A 15,935-nucleotide genomic window follows, 5' to 3' on the forward strand; every position below is an offset into this window, starting at 1 on the left:
CCTCACAGCTTCAAAATGGGTGCGTATTTCTGCACGAATTTCTTGATGCCTTCCCCGGGAAAGGCAATCGTGAGTTCTGCTTCTTCCCCCTCACCACTGATGGCGACAATGCGTCCATCGCCCCATTTGCTGTGCCGCACGGCATCTCCCGCCGTGAACTTCGCGGCGGAGTCGGGACGGATCACGCTCCCGTCTGCCGCCGTATGCTGCGGCGGTGGCGGCATATAGACACGCCGCGTACCAGATGTCCCACGCCCCCAAACATCGGAGCGTTCGCGTGTATGGGCAGATTCCGCGAAGAAATCCGCCGCCTTGTGTTCGACAAGCTCCTCCGGAATCTCAGCAAGGAAACGTGAGGGGCGCGACATCTCCGTCCGCCCATAGATGGTACGCTGACGTGCGTAGGTGAGATAGAGACGACGCTGCGCACGTGTGATGCCAACGTAGCAGGTGCGTCGCTCCTCCTCGATCTCCATATCATCGAGCAGCGTACGCGAGTGTGGAAAGAGTCCCTCCTCCATGCCTGCCATAAATACCGCCGGAAATTCGAGTCCCTTTGCCGCATGGAAGGTCATGAGGGTGACATTGCCGTCCGATTGTTCCGTCTCATCCACATCGGAGATAAGCGAGATCTGCGCGAGAAAATCCTCAAGACCGTTCTCTCCTTCTTCGGCTCCATCCTCGAAGTTCTTCGCCACGCTGATGAATTCGCGCAGATTTTCGAGACGATCCCGATTATCCTCCTTTTTGTCCTCTTCGAGGGCAGCAGCATACCCCGATTCCTCGATCATGTCTTCGACAATCTCATGGAGAGGACGCGTTCCCACCTGACCCATAAAGGTAAAGATCAGTGCGGCAAAATCCTCCAGTGCCGTCCTCACCTTCGCGGAGAGTTTCGGGATCGTACTGAGCAGCTGATCGTCTGTGATGAGCTCAAAAAGAGAGATGCGATATTCTGCCGCCGTCTCCATCATGCGTCCAAGGGAGGTCTGACCGAGTCCGCGCTTTGGGACATTGATGATGCGCAGAAGGCTCAGCGTATCACGCGGATTATAGATGACGCGCAGATAGGCGATGATGTCCTTGATTTCGCGGCGGTCATAGAAACGTACAGAGCCGACCATGGCATAAGGAATTCCGGTCGCATAGAACGCTTCCTCGATATTGCGGGACTGTGCATTCGTACGATAGAGAACGGCGATATCGCCATATTTCACGTGAAACATCGTATGCAGACGCTCCACCTCGCGCACGATGTAGGATGCTTCGTTTTTTTCGGTTGCTCCCTCGTAGATGATGATGGGATCGCCTGTCGGATTATCCGTCCATAGCTCCTTCTTCTTGCGGGTCAGGTTATTCTCAATCACAGCATTTGCCGCTGCAAGGATGTTCTTCGTCGAGCGATAATTCTGCTCGAGCAGGATCACGGTTGCCTCCGGATAGTCCCGCTCAAAGTTCAGGATATTCCGCATATCCGCGCCGCGCCAGCCGTAGATGGACTGATCTGCATCGCCGACCACGCAGATATTATGGTGTCCCTCGGCAAGCAGCTTGGTAATGGCATACTGCGCGCCGTTCGTATCCTGATACTCGTCCACGAGGATGTATTGAAATTTCTTCTGATACTTTACTCGTATTTCCTCATTGTTGGAGAGAAGTTCCACCGTCAGCATGAGCAGATCATCGAAATCCAGCGCATTGTTCGCACGCAGTTTCGATTGGTAGAGTTCATAGATCTTTGCCACCTGCTCCGCAAAGAAATCTGTTGCCTGTGCCGCAAACGCCTTGACATCGAGCAAACGGTTCTTCGCGTCCGAGATGTGCGACTGCACCGCCCCCGGAGCAGTGTGTTTCTCGTCGATGTTCAGCTCCTTGAGGCATTCACGAATCAGCCCCTTCGTGTCCGAGGCATCGTAGATGACAAAATTCTTCGCATACGTCCCCAGATGCTCAATCTCCGTGCGAAGGAAGCGGGCACAGAACGAATGGAACGTACTCAGCCAGACATCATGTGCGGCATCTCCAATCAACGTATCTACACGGTCACGCATTTCGCGTGCCGCCTTATTCGTAAAGGTGATGGCAAGAATGCGGTACGGCGGAACGCCATGCTCCAACAGATTAGCAATGCGGAAGGTCAGTACGCGTGTCTTCCCGGAACCCGCGCCCGCCACGATGAGAAGCGGACCATCGATGCAGGCTACTGCTCGCTGCTGCGGCTCGTTCAGCCCCTGAAACAAATCCATGAAAACTCCTTTTAGGAACCGCTGCTTATCAGTGGTTCTTTGCTCCAATAAGAAAGGCGGGGCTGCCAAACTGGCAAACTCCGCCCCTGCCGTCTCATATCTATGCCTTACGTCTTGATGCGCTTGACCGCTTCCGAGAGCGGCGGAATGATCTGCTTCTTACGCGACATAACGCCCGGCAGATAGAGATGCGTTCCACTCGTATCTTTGCGGAATGCCTCGCCAATCAGCGTACGCGGTGACCCCGTGAAGAGCAGATAGGTTGCCTCCTCAAGGATATCCGTAATCATGACAAGACTCAGGTCAAAGCCCTCCGTGTCACAGATCGTCTTCATTGCGGCGAGCAGTTCGTCTTCCTTCGCCATGATCTCCTTCGTGTCCATAACGGAGGTCTGGCTGACAATGACGCGATATGCCCCGATCGTGAACTCCTTGAGGTCATTGCGCACGATCTCCATCGGCGACATATTGCCGACACTGGAACCTGCCTTGAGCATTTCAAGACCGTATGTGTTGAGATCGACATTGGCAATGTCTGCAAGCCGTTCTGCCGCCGCCTTATCCTTCGGTGTGCAGGTCGGAGACTTGAAGAGAACTGTATCCGAGATGATCGCCGAAAGCAGGAGTCCCGCAATCGAGGGGGGGATGTCAATGTCGTTCTGCCAGTGCATATTGGAAATAATCGTTGCGGTGCATCCGACCGGCTCTGCATGCGTGTAGATCGGCTCGCTCGTACTGATCCCGCCAAAACGATGATGGTCGATGATCTCGATGATCTTTGCTTCCTCAATCCCCTCGACCGCCTGATTGCGCTCGTTGTGATCCACGAGAATGACCTGCGCCGGTTCGGATACAACGAGTCGATCACGGCTGACAAGACCGACAATACGCCCGTTTTCAAGAACAGGATAGTTGCGGAAATTGGTCTCCTCCATCGTTCCCTTGATATCCGAGAGCAGATCGAGCGGCTTGAAACAGACCGGATTGTCGTGCATGATCCGACGGATCGGTACGCACTGGTTGATGAGACGTGCCACGGTATAGGTATCATAAGGTGTTGAAAGCACGAAGATCCCGCGTGCTTCTGCCATCTCAAGAGCCTCTGCCGGAACACGTCCATCTCCTGTCATGATCAGGCAGGCAATCCCCTGCTTAATACATGCCAAAATCGTCTCCGTACGACGATCACCCACAAGAACGATATCATTTTCCTTGATGAGTTTACAGATCGTCTCAACACTGCCTGCGGCAATGCGAATCTGCCCCTTGATGGTCTCTCCCTCTTCACCGGAAACAAGTACATTGCTGTCCGTCGCGCGAATGATATCACGATAGCGCACACGCATATCCGATAGATTCGTCATACCAAGCTCTTGAAAATAACGCTTAGCCAGATCGCTGACCGAAACAATGCCGACAAGGATCCCCTTGCTGTCGGTGACGGGAATCGAGCGCAGATCGTTTTCGCGCAGCACCTCGCCAAGATTGCGCAGGGTATCATGCTGACGGACAACAATCTTGCAGTCCATCGCAATGTCCTTGACGCGCGGGTAGAGATCGGGAATGAGGAGGGGCTGTTCCACATGGAAATACTCCAATGCGAATTTTGTCTCCTTATTTACCTTACCGGCACGTGCCGCAATGGCGTTGACGCCCATTGCCTGTTTCAGATGTGCATATCCGACCGCCGAGCAAATGGAGTCCGTATCCGGATTACGATGACCAATGACATAAATCGGCTTTGCAACGTTCAAAATGATACCTCCCTATCGCGGCTTACACCCGCCGCATACTTTGTGTTTCATTATACCATACTCATTGATGTGATTCAATTTTTGCAAAAATAAAAAGATGTTGACGTATTTCTGAAATGATGCCAACATCCAAAATTCTCATTGTGCTTCGAACGCATTTTTTATGTGATGAATATTCCACCCTCTGTCCATCGCGTACACCTCGATCACATCAAAGCGGCAAAGATGCGTCTCTGCATGATTTGCGCGTAAATACCAGTATGCCGTCTGCACAATTTTTTTGCGTTTTCTGTAATCAACTGCCTCCGCAGGCATTCCGCAGCGCACGCCTCTGCGCGTCTTTACCTCAACAAACACCAAGACACCATGGTCGTCCGCGATGATGTCAATTTCCCCGACTTTGGTGCGATAGTTGCGCACGAGAATACGACAGCCCTGTCTTTGCAGATAGTCTGCAGCGTATGACTCTCCCTGATTACCAAGTATTTTATTGCTCACGATGACCTTCGATCACCTGCATGGCGGTCAATCCGATAGACATGAGCAAGCACCTCTGCAATGGTACGATAGAGTTCCGGAGGAATCTCTCGGTCAATCTCAAGCGCCATCAGCATATTGACGAGAGATTTGTTCTGATAGACAGGAATCCCGTTTTTTCGTGCCTCTGCCAGAATGCGGTCAGCAACGAGTGAACGCCCCTTTGCTGTAACACGCGGAGCGCGGTCGTTCTTGGCGTCATATTTAATTGCAACGGCGCGTTGTTCCTGCTCGGCCGGTATATCCTCAACAGGCGACGTTTCCTTGTGTTCCGTCATCTCTCACCCATCCTTGTGACCTGCATTCTTTCACTGTTATTATACGGTGCATGTACTTTCTTCGTCAAGAAGCGTATCCCGTTCAATTTGTAAAGAACCGCCGCTCCCCAATCGCTCCAATCTGTATCCCCTCAATGATGAGCGACGTACCATCTGCGGTCTCCCGTATCTCATCAAGTACATGGCGAAACTCCCAAGCTGCATCAGCATCGGAGAAATAGAGCCGCATATCCACATGATTTTCCTCATAGATGCGGTTGATGAGTTCCACTGTACCGATGTTGTCCGTGAGCACGCAGATGCGCAGCCATGTTTCCTTTTTGACACGATCCGTCTCCTCATCCCTGCGTGCCTCATCATAGACATGAATATAGGCAGGATATTCGGACGTTCCCATGAATAGCGGCATAACGAAATTCATGGAGCGCTGCCCCGGCTGAGGTGCCGCGTTCTCTCCTTCAAGTGCATTTCGCATGGTCAGTGCTAGTGCAGCAACATCCCTTCCCGCACGTTTGTACTGCTCTGCTGTCATGCCACGCGTCTTAACAATATCTGCCATCTGCATGAATGCCCAGAGGCGTGGCAGATCCGGTATATGCTGCTCAAGGGCAGCCTGTCGTATGGTGCCGGGAATGTTTTGCTGCGTCAGCTGAATGAGCTGCTGCAGCTGCTTTGCATCCCCTTCGCTCATCGTCTGACTGCGCCCGCTCACAAAGTTTTGCAGGAGAAGTGCCTCTCTCTGGCTTAGATTTTCGTTCTGCAAAAGCGTCTGGGCAAGATTTCGCAGAACATTCATCGTCTGCTGCGTATTCTCCATCGTTTGCGTAAAGAAGCGCGGCAGAACATTTTGCATCTCTGGGGACTTCATTTGTGCTGCCGTCTGTGCCGGAGATCGGACGGCGTTTGCAATATCTGCCTCACGTCCCACATCTGAACGCGTAGACTGTGCTGTTTGCAACGCCGCCTCTTGGCGTGATTCCATGCGTGGGAAAAGGCGCTCACCGGTCTGCGGAGATTCATTATTTTCTAATACTACAGTTGGTGCTCCCTGACGTGACATGCGCTCAGATTCTTTTCCGGATGATGTCAAGGACGGTGTATCTCCTGTCGGGGGGGCAGACGTCTGCATACGATCCGACGAATTTGACGTGGGGGTAGAATTCGGCTCCGCTCCACTCCTTAATGTATTTTCCACGGTTGTCGCGGAATTCCCCTGCCTCTGTGAGGAAGTTCCCACGTCTTTTCCGGATGCAGTCTGCTGGTTCTCCGACGATGTTGGCGTATTCGGTACGGACTGTGATTGACCGGTCGTTGTATTCTGACCTTTTTGCGTCTGCAGCAGCCCTTCTTGCGTTGACATGGAGGATGTTTTCTGTAATAAAATTGAGTCGGTATTGCCTTCTTTTCCCGTGAGTGTGGGAGACAAATTTTCTCTGGGAGCGATTGTTTCCTTTGAATTTGTCTGCGTAGAAGTGTTTTCTTCGGACACTGACAAATTGGTGTTGGGATCCGCAGAAGACCTCTGAAATCCCTGCTCATTCGCAGGTTGCCCTTGGATCACTTCGTTGTTCTGAATTTGTGAAGGCGCTCCTTCTGTATTGCGCGGCATCATAAGTTGAACCAACTGATTCAAAAGGGAAAGAGAGGTCGTCCCCGTCCCTCCTGATGCGACGCCCTGTGTGCTTAACTGGGAGAGAAATGTCTGTAATTCTTGTGGCAGAAGTTCTGCATTTCCTGTATCGAGCAGCTGAAATGCCGCCTTCGTCAGCATAATCGGTTCAAATGTCCCGCCCGACTCGCGGGCAAGTGCTGTCTTCAACCCGACGAGGAGCGCCGCAAGATCATCTCCAATCTGAAGGCTGCTGCCCGCCTCCGCCATTGTCCCCAACTGATTGAGCATACGTGCAAGTGTGGTCAGCTGATCCGTCGAAAAGCGCTGACTGGCAGCAGTACTTCCAAGGCCCTGCCCGAGTGTCGTTTCGATGGAAAAGGACTGCCGAATCATATTCTGGATAATTTCCTTGAGTTCCTGCGGCATTTGCTGCACGTTCGTCTGTTGACGTCCGCTGATCTTTGAGAGAACGTCGGCAAGATGGTCGATGGCAGTATCAATCGAAACGTTCGTCCGTTGACTGAATGCAGCAGATGAATCCCCCTGCTCTCCACGACCCTGAACGCCCTCGGTCATTCTCCCTTGAGAAATCTGCGCGGCGGGGAGAACAGTGGTAGATGCTGTTGTGGTATTTGCTTCCATCGACACAATATTCACTGCCTTTTCTATCTTATAATATTCAAGGAATCACTGATAAAATGGAGTCTGCCAGATTGGCGTAGATTTTTCGTCCGAACAAGGCGGAAAAACCGGACGCAGAGTGGTGCTCTGTGGAGGATTTTCCGCCAAAGTGCGGGCTCAAGATGGTAGTGCTGAATTTATCAGTGCTTCCTCAACATGGAGCGTATTGGCTCAAATGATTTACGATGCAGAGGACATATACCATGTTTTCGAATTGCTTCAATGTGTTCACACGTTCCATAGCCTTTATGCTTTGCAAAGCCATAGTTTGGATATTCTCTGTCATACGTTTCCATAAGACGATCACGCGTCACCTTCGCCAAAATAGACGCCGCCGCAATCGACGCCGACTTTGCATCCCCTTTGATAATGGATTTTGAAGGCATGCGGAGCTTTGGGAGTTCCACTGCGTCGATCAGGACTTCCTCCGGTGAGGGAGAAAGCATCGCTATCGCCTCGTACATTCCCATGCGTGTCGCCTGTAAAACATTTATGCGATCTATGGTTTCTGCATCAATCAAAGAAACATGATAGGATACAGCACATGAAACAATCTGGGCAAACAGATCCTCACGCATAGCGTAGGACAATTTCTTCGAATCATTCAGCCGTGGAAGTTCACATTCCTGCGGCAGAATAACGGCTGCTGCTGCGACTGGTCCCGCAAGTGGTCCACGCCCCGCCTCATCCACGCCAGCAACGACAAGATGTCCTGCCTGTGCGGCAGCGCGTTCATACGCATACATAATATGCAAACGTTCGCGCTCCTGTTCTCTGCGCTCATAGCGACGAAGAATTGTCTGTAATGATTTTCGCGTATCCTTCCTGCACGCTTCAATGAAATCCTCTGTTGGTGCTCCACAAAGAAAAATGCTCTCTATTTCTTTTATCGTCATTTTCGTTATTTCCTTTACCAAAAGCCCCTATGTTGAGGAATCTGTTGGCAGTACATCCAGTGTAATGCGTCCAAAACGTCCGCTGCGAAAATCGGTCAGTATGATTTGCTCTGTCTTCTCATAATTGATCTTTCCACCTGCACGCAAACATCCGCGCTTCCTGCCAATCTCCTCGAGCAACATGACTCCGGACGGCAGTTCCCCCTCCAGACGAAAGCGTTCGGACAGGACGACCGGATATTTTGTACGGAGCGTATCGAGCAACAAAAGGACAACACCGGCTACATCGTAGACATTGTCATTGATCGCTCCGGTAAACGCAAGATGAAGCGCTGCCTGCTGATCTTCAAACTTCGGCCAGAGAATTCCCGGCATGTCAAGAAGTTCCAGCTGAGCGCCGAGACGGATCCACTGCTTCGCCCGGGTGACGCCGGGTCGATTTTCCACCTTCGTCTTTGTGCCGCCCGACAAACGATTGATGAGCGAGGACTTACCCACATTTGGAATCCCCAGAATCATACAGCGAGCTGCCCGTGCCTTTGCTCCATGCTGAACAAGCTTGTCTGTTTTGGGCTTTGCACATTTCGCAATCGCCTGAACGAGTTCCTTGACGCCACGGCCCTTGACTGCATCGACTGGAACCGCCGTAATCCCCTGCCATGCAAAATATTTTACCCATGCGCGCGTCATCGTCTCATCGGCAAGATCTGCCTTGTTGAGGACAATAAGGCGCGGCTTTCCTCCAACGATCTCACGCAATACGGGATTCGCAGAACTCATTGGAATCCGCGCGTCGAGAAGTTCTACAACCACATCTACAAGTTTTAAATTCTCCTTGACAAGCCTCTCTGCCTTTCGCATGTGTCCCGGGTACCATTGGAGACTGGGGATGTCGATTATATTGTCATTATCAGTCATTATCTGTATTCCTTCCGATGCCTTATTTTACTGGAGTTTATCAGCATACGTAAATGTATTAAACGAGAAAATCATCATTTATCATTTTCAATACTATATCATATTTTGGGTCAAAAACCCACAAAGGGGAGACGAGAACGCAATTTTGTGAAGTACTGACTTTATCCGCACTTCCTGAAAAAAAGGCGCGAAAATAATGCCGCCCTTACGGCTGCGAGAGTTATTGAAATACGCCCTATTTTCCTGTATAATGCGGTCAGCATTCACCATTATGGGAATCACATCAATCCATAGGGGGACATTATATGGCACTAATCGTAAAAAAATTTGGCGGAAGTTCCGTAGCAACGCCAGAAAAAATTAAAAATGTAGCAAAACGGATTCTAAGCGAGAAAGCCCCCGATGACCGCATTGTCATGGTGGTATCGGCAATGGGAGACACCACGGACGATCTCATCTCCCTCGCCGGAGAGGTCGTAGAGAGTCCCTACCAGTATGCGCGCGAGATGGATATGCTCATGACGACGGGCGAACAGATCTCCATCGCCCTCCTTGCGATGGCATTCCGCTCCATGGGGCAGCCTGCTGTCTCACTCACGGGAGCGATGGCGGGAATGCAGACGGACGATGCGCATACAAAGGGGCGCATTCTCGGTCTGCATCCAGAGCGCGTACACGAGGAGCTTGCCAAAGGGAACATTGTTGTCATTGCGGGATTCCAAGGCATTGATGCCGGCGGCGATCCTGTTACCCTCGGACGCGGCGGCTCGGACACCTCCGCCGTTGCGATTGCGGGTGCTATTGGTGCAGACACCTGCGAGATCTACACAGACGTCGACGGCATCTACTCTGCAGATCCGCGTATCGCCAAGGGTGCACGCCGTATGCAGGAGATTACTTACAACGAGATGCTTGAGATGGCGCGCCTCGGTGCCGGCGTCATGCAGCCGCGCTCCGTGGAGATGGGACAACTCTACGGCATTCCCATTCATGTTCGCTCGACCTTCACTTCGCAGCCGGGAACTATCATTAGGGAGGAATATACAGTGGAAGAAAAGTCCTTTATCATTCGCGGCGTCACACATGACGAACACGTTTCCAAAATCAGCGTCCTTGGTGTGTCCAATGTCCCAGGTGTTGCACACAAGATATTTTCTGCCCTTGCAGCGGCAAATATCGACGTGGATATGATTGTACAGAGCATTCGGAGCGCAGAGTCGAACATGACGGATATGGTCTTCACCGTCGCAACGATTGATGCCGATGAGGCACGTCAGGTGGTCGAGGGAATCTCCTCCGATGTCAAGGCATCTGCGGTGACCATCGACAATGACGTAGCGAAGATCTCCATCGTAGGAGCCGGGATGCTTGGCAACCCGGGGATCGCTTCGCGGATGTTTGGTGCACTCTCGCGCGCGGACATTAACATCGAGATCATCAGCACATCTGAGATCAGCATTTCCTGCCTCATCAAGGGCGGCAGCGTCAAGGATGCGGTCAACCGCATTCATGATGAGTTCTTCCCCAACGAGTCCTAAGAATACTTGTATACACCCGTTCATGTTGTGGACAGGTGCACAGCAAAACGCTATCATCATAATTGACGCTAAAGAAAGCACGGATGAATGAAATCCTGCCGCATGGTCGGAGGACTTCACACAATCCGTGCTTTCAAAATGAAAAGGAGAGCGAATTACAATGGCAATTCAGATGGCGGCATCTCATGCAGCCTCGCGCAGGCTCAAGGATGCAATTTTTGGCGCTGCTGCCGCATGTCGTGCAGCAATCGCCGAGCACGGCGCAGAGCGTGTCACAAACGCAACGATTGGAGCGGTCATGGATGACGAAGGAAAACTTGCCCATCTCCCCACCGTCGAGCGAGTTTTTCGTTCGCTTCCCATTGAGGATTATATTGCTTACGCACCGATTTCCGGGCTGCCGGAATATCTTGAGGCAGCAATCGACATTACCTTTGCTGGAAAACGACCTGAAGGATACCTCGGCGCGATTGCGAGCGCAGGCGGGACGGGTGCCCTGCGTACAGCCGTAGACAACTATGTGGAAAAGGGCGATCAGGTGCTTACCTCGGATTGGTTCTGGGGAACGTACAATGTCATCTGTCAGGAACTCGGCTGCTCTGTGACGAATTTCCAACTCTTTGATGAGGCGAACAACTTCAACCATACGGCATTTTCCGCGTCGGTCGATGCACTCCTAAAGAAGCAGGACAGTCTGCTCATCATCCTCAATACACCGGCACACAACCCAACCGGCTACAGTCTTTCCGCAGAGGACTGGGATCATGTGCTGGACTGCATAAAGAAGCATGCAGCAGCGGGAAAGAAAATACATCTACTGGTCGACATTGCCTATATCGACTTTGCCGGTGAAAAACATGAGACACGTGCCTTTATGCAGAAGTTTGCGGGGCTTCCGGAAAACATTCTGACACTCTTTGCATTCTCCATGTCCAAGGCGTATACGTTCTATGGGCAGCGCTGCGGTGCGCTCATTGCACTCTCCTCGAGCAAGGCGGTAATTGACGAATTCAATGAGATCAGCAAGTATGCGGCGCGTGCAACGTGGTCGAACATCAACCGCGGTGCGATGACGCTCCTGACGCGTATTCAGCAGGACAAGGAAGCCTATGCCTCCTACGAAGCGGAACGCGACGCGCTCTATCGCCTCGTGCAGGAACGCGGCGACATCTTTATGCAGGAGGCGGCGCAGTGCGGACTCCCTGCCCTCCCCTATAAGGGCGGCTTCTTTCTAGCCATTCCGGCAGCAGATCCACAGGCTGTATGCAATTTGCTCCATGAGGATCTGATCTTTGCCGTTCCTTTGAAAATGGGCGTACGCATTGCAGCTTGCTCTGTGCCAAAGGAAAAAATGCACGGCGTTGCAGAAAAAGTAAAGCATGCGATGGATAAAATGCCTTGACATTCTAGTCAAAATTTCATAGAATAGCGACGTGTGATATTTTTCATGTATCCATTAGCCCCGGAGGCATGAGCGGATATTGCATCAACTCATTATAGAAATTTCTTACTCTCTAGGGGGGGAATTACGTGAAAACCACGGTTATGGCAAAAGCCGCCGATATTGAACGCAAGTGGTACGTTGTAGATGCAGAGAATCAGACGGTTGGTCGTCTGGCTGCTGAGATCGCGAAGGTTCTGCGCGGCAAGAACAAGCCCATCTACACGCCGCACGTCGACACCGGCGACTATGTCATTGTCATCAATGCTGAGAAAGTAAAGTTCACGGGAAAGAAGCTGACGGACAAGACCTACTTCCGTCATTCCGGCTATCAGGGCGGCACGACCTTTACGACTGCTGGTCAGATGCTTGAGCGCTTCCCCACCCGCGTCATCGAACACGCTGTCAAGGGCATGCTGCCGAAGAACAGCCTCGGTGCTCAGATCTTCCGTAAGCTGAACGTTTACGTTGGTCCGGAGCACCCCCACGCAGCACAGAAGCCGGAACCGCTGACGTTTGACATTCGCTGAGTTTCGTAAAAGGAGGAATCTGTTCGATGGCACAAGTCACTTATTACGGCACGGGTCGCCGCAAGACCTCGGTTGCACGCGTCCGCCTCGTTCCCGGCGACGGCAAAGTTACGATCAATGGTCGTGAAATGGCGGAGTACTTCGGTTTGAAAACCCTTGAGCTGATCGTTCGTCAGCCGCTCAATCTGACCGAGACGGTCGATAAATACGATGTTATTGCCAATGTGTCCGGCGGCGGTGCGTCAGGTCAGGCCGGTGCGATTCGTCACGGCATCACACGCGCACTCATTGAGATGGATGCAGAGCTGCGTCCCGCCCTCAAGAAGGCAGGATTCGTCACGCGTGACCCGCGTGAGAAGGAGCGCCGCAAGTACGGTCTCAAGAAGGCACGTAAGGCATCTCAGTTCTCAAAGCGTTAATCTGCATTTTGCACAATACAAAATCCCTTTCTCATGTGAGAAGGGATTTTTTGTTTGACTTTTTTTTGTTTTTAACATATTATATTGATAGAAAAACTATGTTTTATGAAAGAGGATGAGTTCATGAAGATCTCCGCAAAAGGACGCTATGGAATTGCCGCGATGGTCTATCTCGCACGCAACTACGATGCCTCCTCCCCTATTACAATCATCAGCATATCTGAGCATCTCGGCATCTCCAAGATCTACCTTGAGCAGGTCTTTTCGCTGCTTAAGCGCAGCAAGCTGGTGAACTCGATCAAGGGGTCGCAGGGCGGTTATCAGCTCTCCCGCAATCCACGTCAAATTACCGCTTATGATATCCTCTCTTCGATTGAGATTTCACTCATCGAAAAGACTGGATCGGCTTCTGAAAAAATGGAAAAACTCAACCATATACTCTCACGTGAAGTTTTTGACGTATTGGACAAAAGCATCTTCGAGTCACTGAACGCAATCACATTGGAGCAACTGCTCACAGCACTGAATCATGAGGAGAGCAACGAAAACCTTATGTACTTCATTTGATTACTCTATGGAAGGATATTGATACAGAGGAAGAGCAGCAGTCCGATGCACCCGCCGACGAGCGAGCCGTTGACGCGGATCCAGAGGAGATCCTGCTCGACCTTGTCATAAATAAGGTGATTGAGTTCCTCATCCGTCAGCCGTGACAATACGTTTCCGACAATAACGCCAACAAGTGTCTGTGCATGGAGCGCAGAACGCGCAATGAGATCATAGAGCACCTTGGTGATGATCTTTTGCAGCTCCGAACGTTCTTCAACAAGAAAGAGCATGTGTTGATATTCAAGATGAAGGATCGTCTGCAAATGCGTGTAAAATGCAGGCATGTGCTCTGCGATCGGATCAACTTCCCGTTTCAAATCCATCTGAAAGTGTTTCCGCAGTCCATGAAAGATCCGGGTGAGTGTCTCATCTATGGGGAGTTCCCCGGCAAGCCGTTCCTGAAGTTCACGGACGACTTGCAGCAATTCCCCATCCTGACGGAGATCCGACAGACAATCGTGCAGAAGGGCAATGGCATTTTCCTGCAGAGGAGAATGCGCGCGCCCCAACTCACTCAGAACATGACAGGTATGTCGCTGAATGAGTTCAGCTCCCTCATCCAGATTGACCGTATTTGTCATGGCAAGCAAACGTGATAAAAAACCATCACCAATTTTCTCGCGTTCGAGTTCTGCCAGTGACTCTCGAATCGACAGACGTGTTTCCTCCGTAGATGCCTCACGCGCGAGAAGAAGTGCGATGCGCGAGAGAGCCTTCTGGTCCCATTCATTGGCACGGAACAACAGGTCAAATCGTCGCATGAGTTCCGACGGATCCTCCTGCAGAAACAAGCTTTTAAGACGTGAAGACAGATAGGAAACAGCCTTTTGATTCCTGCGCAGGAATGAAACGCGAAAGAAATGAAGCAGCGTTCCTGTCAGCTGCGCCTCCGTCTCTGGTCGATGCAGAAACTCCTGCAGCATTGGGATCAAATGGATCTTTTCAATGTGGCGCAAAATCTTGCGTCGTGAGAAAAATTCCTTTTGTACCATGATGACGATTGCCTGAATGAAGCTATCACGCCGACGAGGAAGGATCGCTGTATGATAGGGAAATCCAAGAGGCTTCCGAAAGAGTGCGGTAACAGCGAACCAATCGGCAACCCCACCGACCAAGGCTGCCTCACTGACCATGAGCAGCCCATCTGTCCAAAGAGTCGATGGAATTGTCAGATGCAGATAGAGTGAAATGAGAAAACAAAAAAAGGAGGTCAAAAGAGCTGTATTCGCCTTGTTCCATGTTCGAATCACAGTCCCCACATCCTTTCTGCAACGGTCACCACAAGCGACAGAGCCATACCGACAATGGCACCGACAATGGCACCGTTCACGCGAATCATCTGTAAATCGGTCTGCACCTTCCCCTCGACAAAGGCAATGAGTTCATCGTCTGATTTTTGATTCAGATAGTCACGGATAAAATCTGCAATCATCCCATGATGCTTTTCCACTTCTCCCCTGACCAGATTTTTCATCCAACAATCAGCTCGATGCTGCCAGCTGTCCGAGTGAACAAACACATCTATTTTCTCATTCAAAAGTTCCTTGAGATATGGTATCCAAAAGGGATGATTTCCCTTGATACGGTATTCAATGAAGTCTGCCAGAATACGTTCGATCTCAATATGTTCAATGACATGACTCTTATACTGATGTAATGCCTCGTACAGACTCTGATCCTGGCGGAGCGAGGAAACAAATGAGATGAGCGATTGAACGCCCTCACGATGCCTTCGGTCATCGGTCGACATTGCAGAATGTAAAATATCTTCTAGGCGTTCAGTCAGCCATGCGGCAATCATTTCATCGTCGAAAAAGGATAGGACAAAAGCGCGTACCACTCCATCGCCTTCGTACTCTGTACGTATGGCGGCAATATTTTCACGGAGCATATCCCCAAAAACCTGTGTCTGAATCAACTGAAGCCCCATACGGATCAAAATGTTAAAGATACGATCCGCATGGGGTTCTTCTGTCAGCACATCCAAGAGTTCTGCAAAACTCTCCTCCAACGGAAGCGTATGAAGTGCCTGAACGATATAAGGTGCAAGCTCCTTCGAAATATGCCTGCTGTCTACATCGGAGGCAACGTGACGCAGAATGTCTACAGCCGCCTCGATGAGGCGTTCTCGCCCACCGCGATGCTGCAGATACTCTACGAGAAGTGCCCCGATCTTCTCTCGTTCGACGACATCCATAATATTCTGCTTGCTGAGCAAATCATCGGAGGAAAACTGAACAAGGGAATCCATGATGCGCCCGCGATTTCGACGCAGAATATCCGTCCGATGAGAGATGCCAAGTGGACGGCCAAAGATCGCCTTGACCGCAAACCAGTCGGCCAGTCCACCAATCGTCGCAGCCAGGAATCCATGATGAAGGGTTGCCATAAAGAGCGAAGCCCCCTGCCCCGCCGTCCCGATTGCTCCCAGCACACTGACAGCAAGCGCCAGGTTTGCTTGATTTTCCTTCCGCAA

General features: G+C 51.2%; 14 protein-coding genes. 5 read left to right on the top strand and 9 right to left on the bottom strand.

Annotated features, from left to right (window positions below; genetic code table 11):
- Nucleotides 1-2: 2 nt before the first annotated feature.
- The 7 genes from pcrA to ylqF form a co-directional block, all read right to left on the bottom strand.
- Nucleotides 3-2,246: a DNA helicase PcrA gene (gene pcrA, locus C8273_RS11235; RefSeq protein ID WP_106627795.1), complete on the bottom strand. Its 2,244-nt coding sequence runs from the start codon at nt 2,244-2,246 to the stop codon at nt 3-5.
- A gap of 107 nt (nt 2,247-2,353) precedes the next feature.
- Nucleotides 2,354-4,000, bottom strand: coding sequence for a putative manganese-dependent inorganic diphosphatase (locus C8273_RS11240; protein WP_106627796.1), 1,647 nt, complete (start codon nt 3,998-4,000; stop codon nt 2,354-2,356).
- A gap of 138 nt (nt 4,001-4,138) precedes the next feature.
- The gene (locus tag C8273_RS11245; RefSeq protein WP_106627797.1) at nt 4,139-4,498 is read right to left on the bottom strand and encodes a YraN family protein; all 360 of its coding nucleotides are present in this window, start codon (nt 4,496-4,498) and stop codon (nt 4,139-4,141) included.
- Nucleotides 4,495-4,815 carry an EscU/YscU/HrcU family type III secretion system export apparatus switch protein gene (locus C8273_RS11250; RefSeq protein WP_106627798.1) on the bottom strand — a complete coding sequence of 107 codons (321 nt, stop codon included), beginning with the start codon at nt 4,813-4,815 and terminating at the stop codon, nt 4,495-4,497. Before C8273_RS11250 ends, C8273_RS11245 begins: the two co-directional genes overlap by 4 nt.
- Before the next feature lie 82 nt (nt 4,816-4,897).
- Nucleotides 4,898-7,003 carry a hypothetical protein gene (locus C8273_RS11255; protein WP_234344055.1) on the bottom strand — a complete coding sequence of 702 codons (2,106 nt, stop codon included), beginning with the start codon at nt 7,001-7,003 and terminating at the stop codon, nt 4,898-4,900.
- Between the two features lie 245 nt (nt 7,004-7,248).
- Nucleotides 7,249-8,004, bottom strand: a complete 756-nt coding sequence (locus C8273_RS11265) for a ribonuclease HII (RefSeq protein WP_106627800.1) — start codon at nt 8,002-8,004, stop codon at nt 7,249-7,251.
- Between the two features lie 27 nt (nt 8,005-8,031).
- Nucleotides 8,032-8,922: a ribosome biogenesis GTPase YlqF gene (gene ylqF / locus C8273_RS11270; protein ID WP_106627801.1), complete on the bottom strand. Its 891-nt coding sequence runs from the start codon at nt 8,920-8,922 to the stop codon at nt 8,032-8,034.
- Nucleotides 8,923-9,227: 305 nt separating this feature from the next.
- Between ylqF and C8273_RS11275 the strand changes: the two genes are divergently transcribed.
- From C8273_RS11275 to C8273_RS11295, 5 genes are all read left to right on the top strand, one after another.
- Nucleotides 9,228-10,460 carry an aspartate kinase gene (locus tag C8273_RS11275; protein ID WP_106627802.1) on the top strand — a complete coding sequence of 411 codons (1,233 nt, stop codon included), beginning with the start codon at nt 9,228-9,230 and terminating at the stop codon, nt 10,458-10,460.
- Nucleotides 10,461-10,620: 160 nt separating this feature from the next.
- Nucleotides 10,621-11,862: a pyridoxal phosphate-dependent aminotransferase gene (locus C8273_RS11280; protein ID WP_106627803.1), complete on the top strand. Its 1,242-nt coding sequence runs from the start codon at nt 10,621-10,623 to the stop codon at nt 11,860-11,862.
- 143 nt (nt 11,863-12,005) lie between these two features.
- Complete coding sequence (gene rplM / locus C8273_RS11285) at nt 12,006-12,431, top strand: 50S ribosomal protein L13 (RefSeq protein ID WP_234344066.1); 426 nt, start codon at nt 12,006-12,008, stop codon at nt 12,429-12,431.
- Nucleotides 12,432-12,457: 26 nt separating this feature from the next.
- Complete coding sequence (gene rpsI / locus C8273_RS11290; RefSeq protein WP_006691995.1) at nt 12,458-12,850, top strand: 30S ribosomal protein S9; 393 nt, start codon at nt 12,458-12,460, stop codon at nt 12,848-12,850.
- Nucleotides 12,851-12,973: 123 nt separating this feature from the next.
- A complete protein-coding gene (locus C8273_RS11295; RefSeq protein ID WP_106627825.1) occupies nt 12,974-13,417 on the top strand; it encodes an RrF2 family transcriptional regulator in 444 nt (147 codons plus the stop codon).
- A 5-nt stretch (nt 13,418-13,422) separates the two neighbouring features.
- Here the strand turns inward: C8273_RS11295 and C8273_RS11300 are convergent, their stop codons facing one another.
- Both C8273_RS11300 and C8273_RS11305 read right to left on the bottom strand, forming a co-directional pair.
- Nucleotides 13,423-14,709 carry a DUF445 domain-containing protein gene (locus tag C8273_RS11300; protein ID WP_199821101.1) on the bottom strand — a complete coding sequence of 429 codons (1,287 nt, stop codon included), beginning with the start codon at nt 14,707-14,709 and terminating at the stop codon, nt 13,423-13,425.
- Nucleotides 14,706-15,935, bottom strand: coding sequence for a DUF445 domain-containing protein (locus C8273_RS11305; RefSeq protein ID WP_106627805.1), 1,230 nt, complete (start codon nt 15,933-15,935; stop codon nt 14,706-14,708). Before C8273_RS11305 ends, C8273_RS11300 begins: the two co-directional genes overlap by 4 nt.

This window comes from Candidatus Centipeda massiliensis, from assembly GCF_900290285.1.
Lineage (GTDB): Bacteria > Bacillota > Negativicutes > Selenomonadales > Selenomonadaceae > Centipeda > Centipeda massiliensis.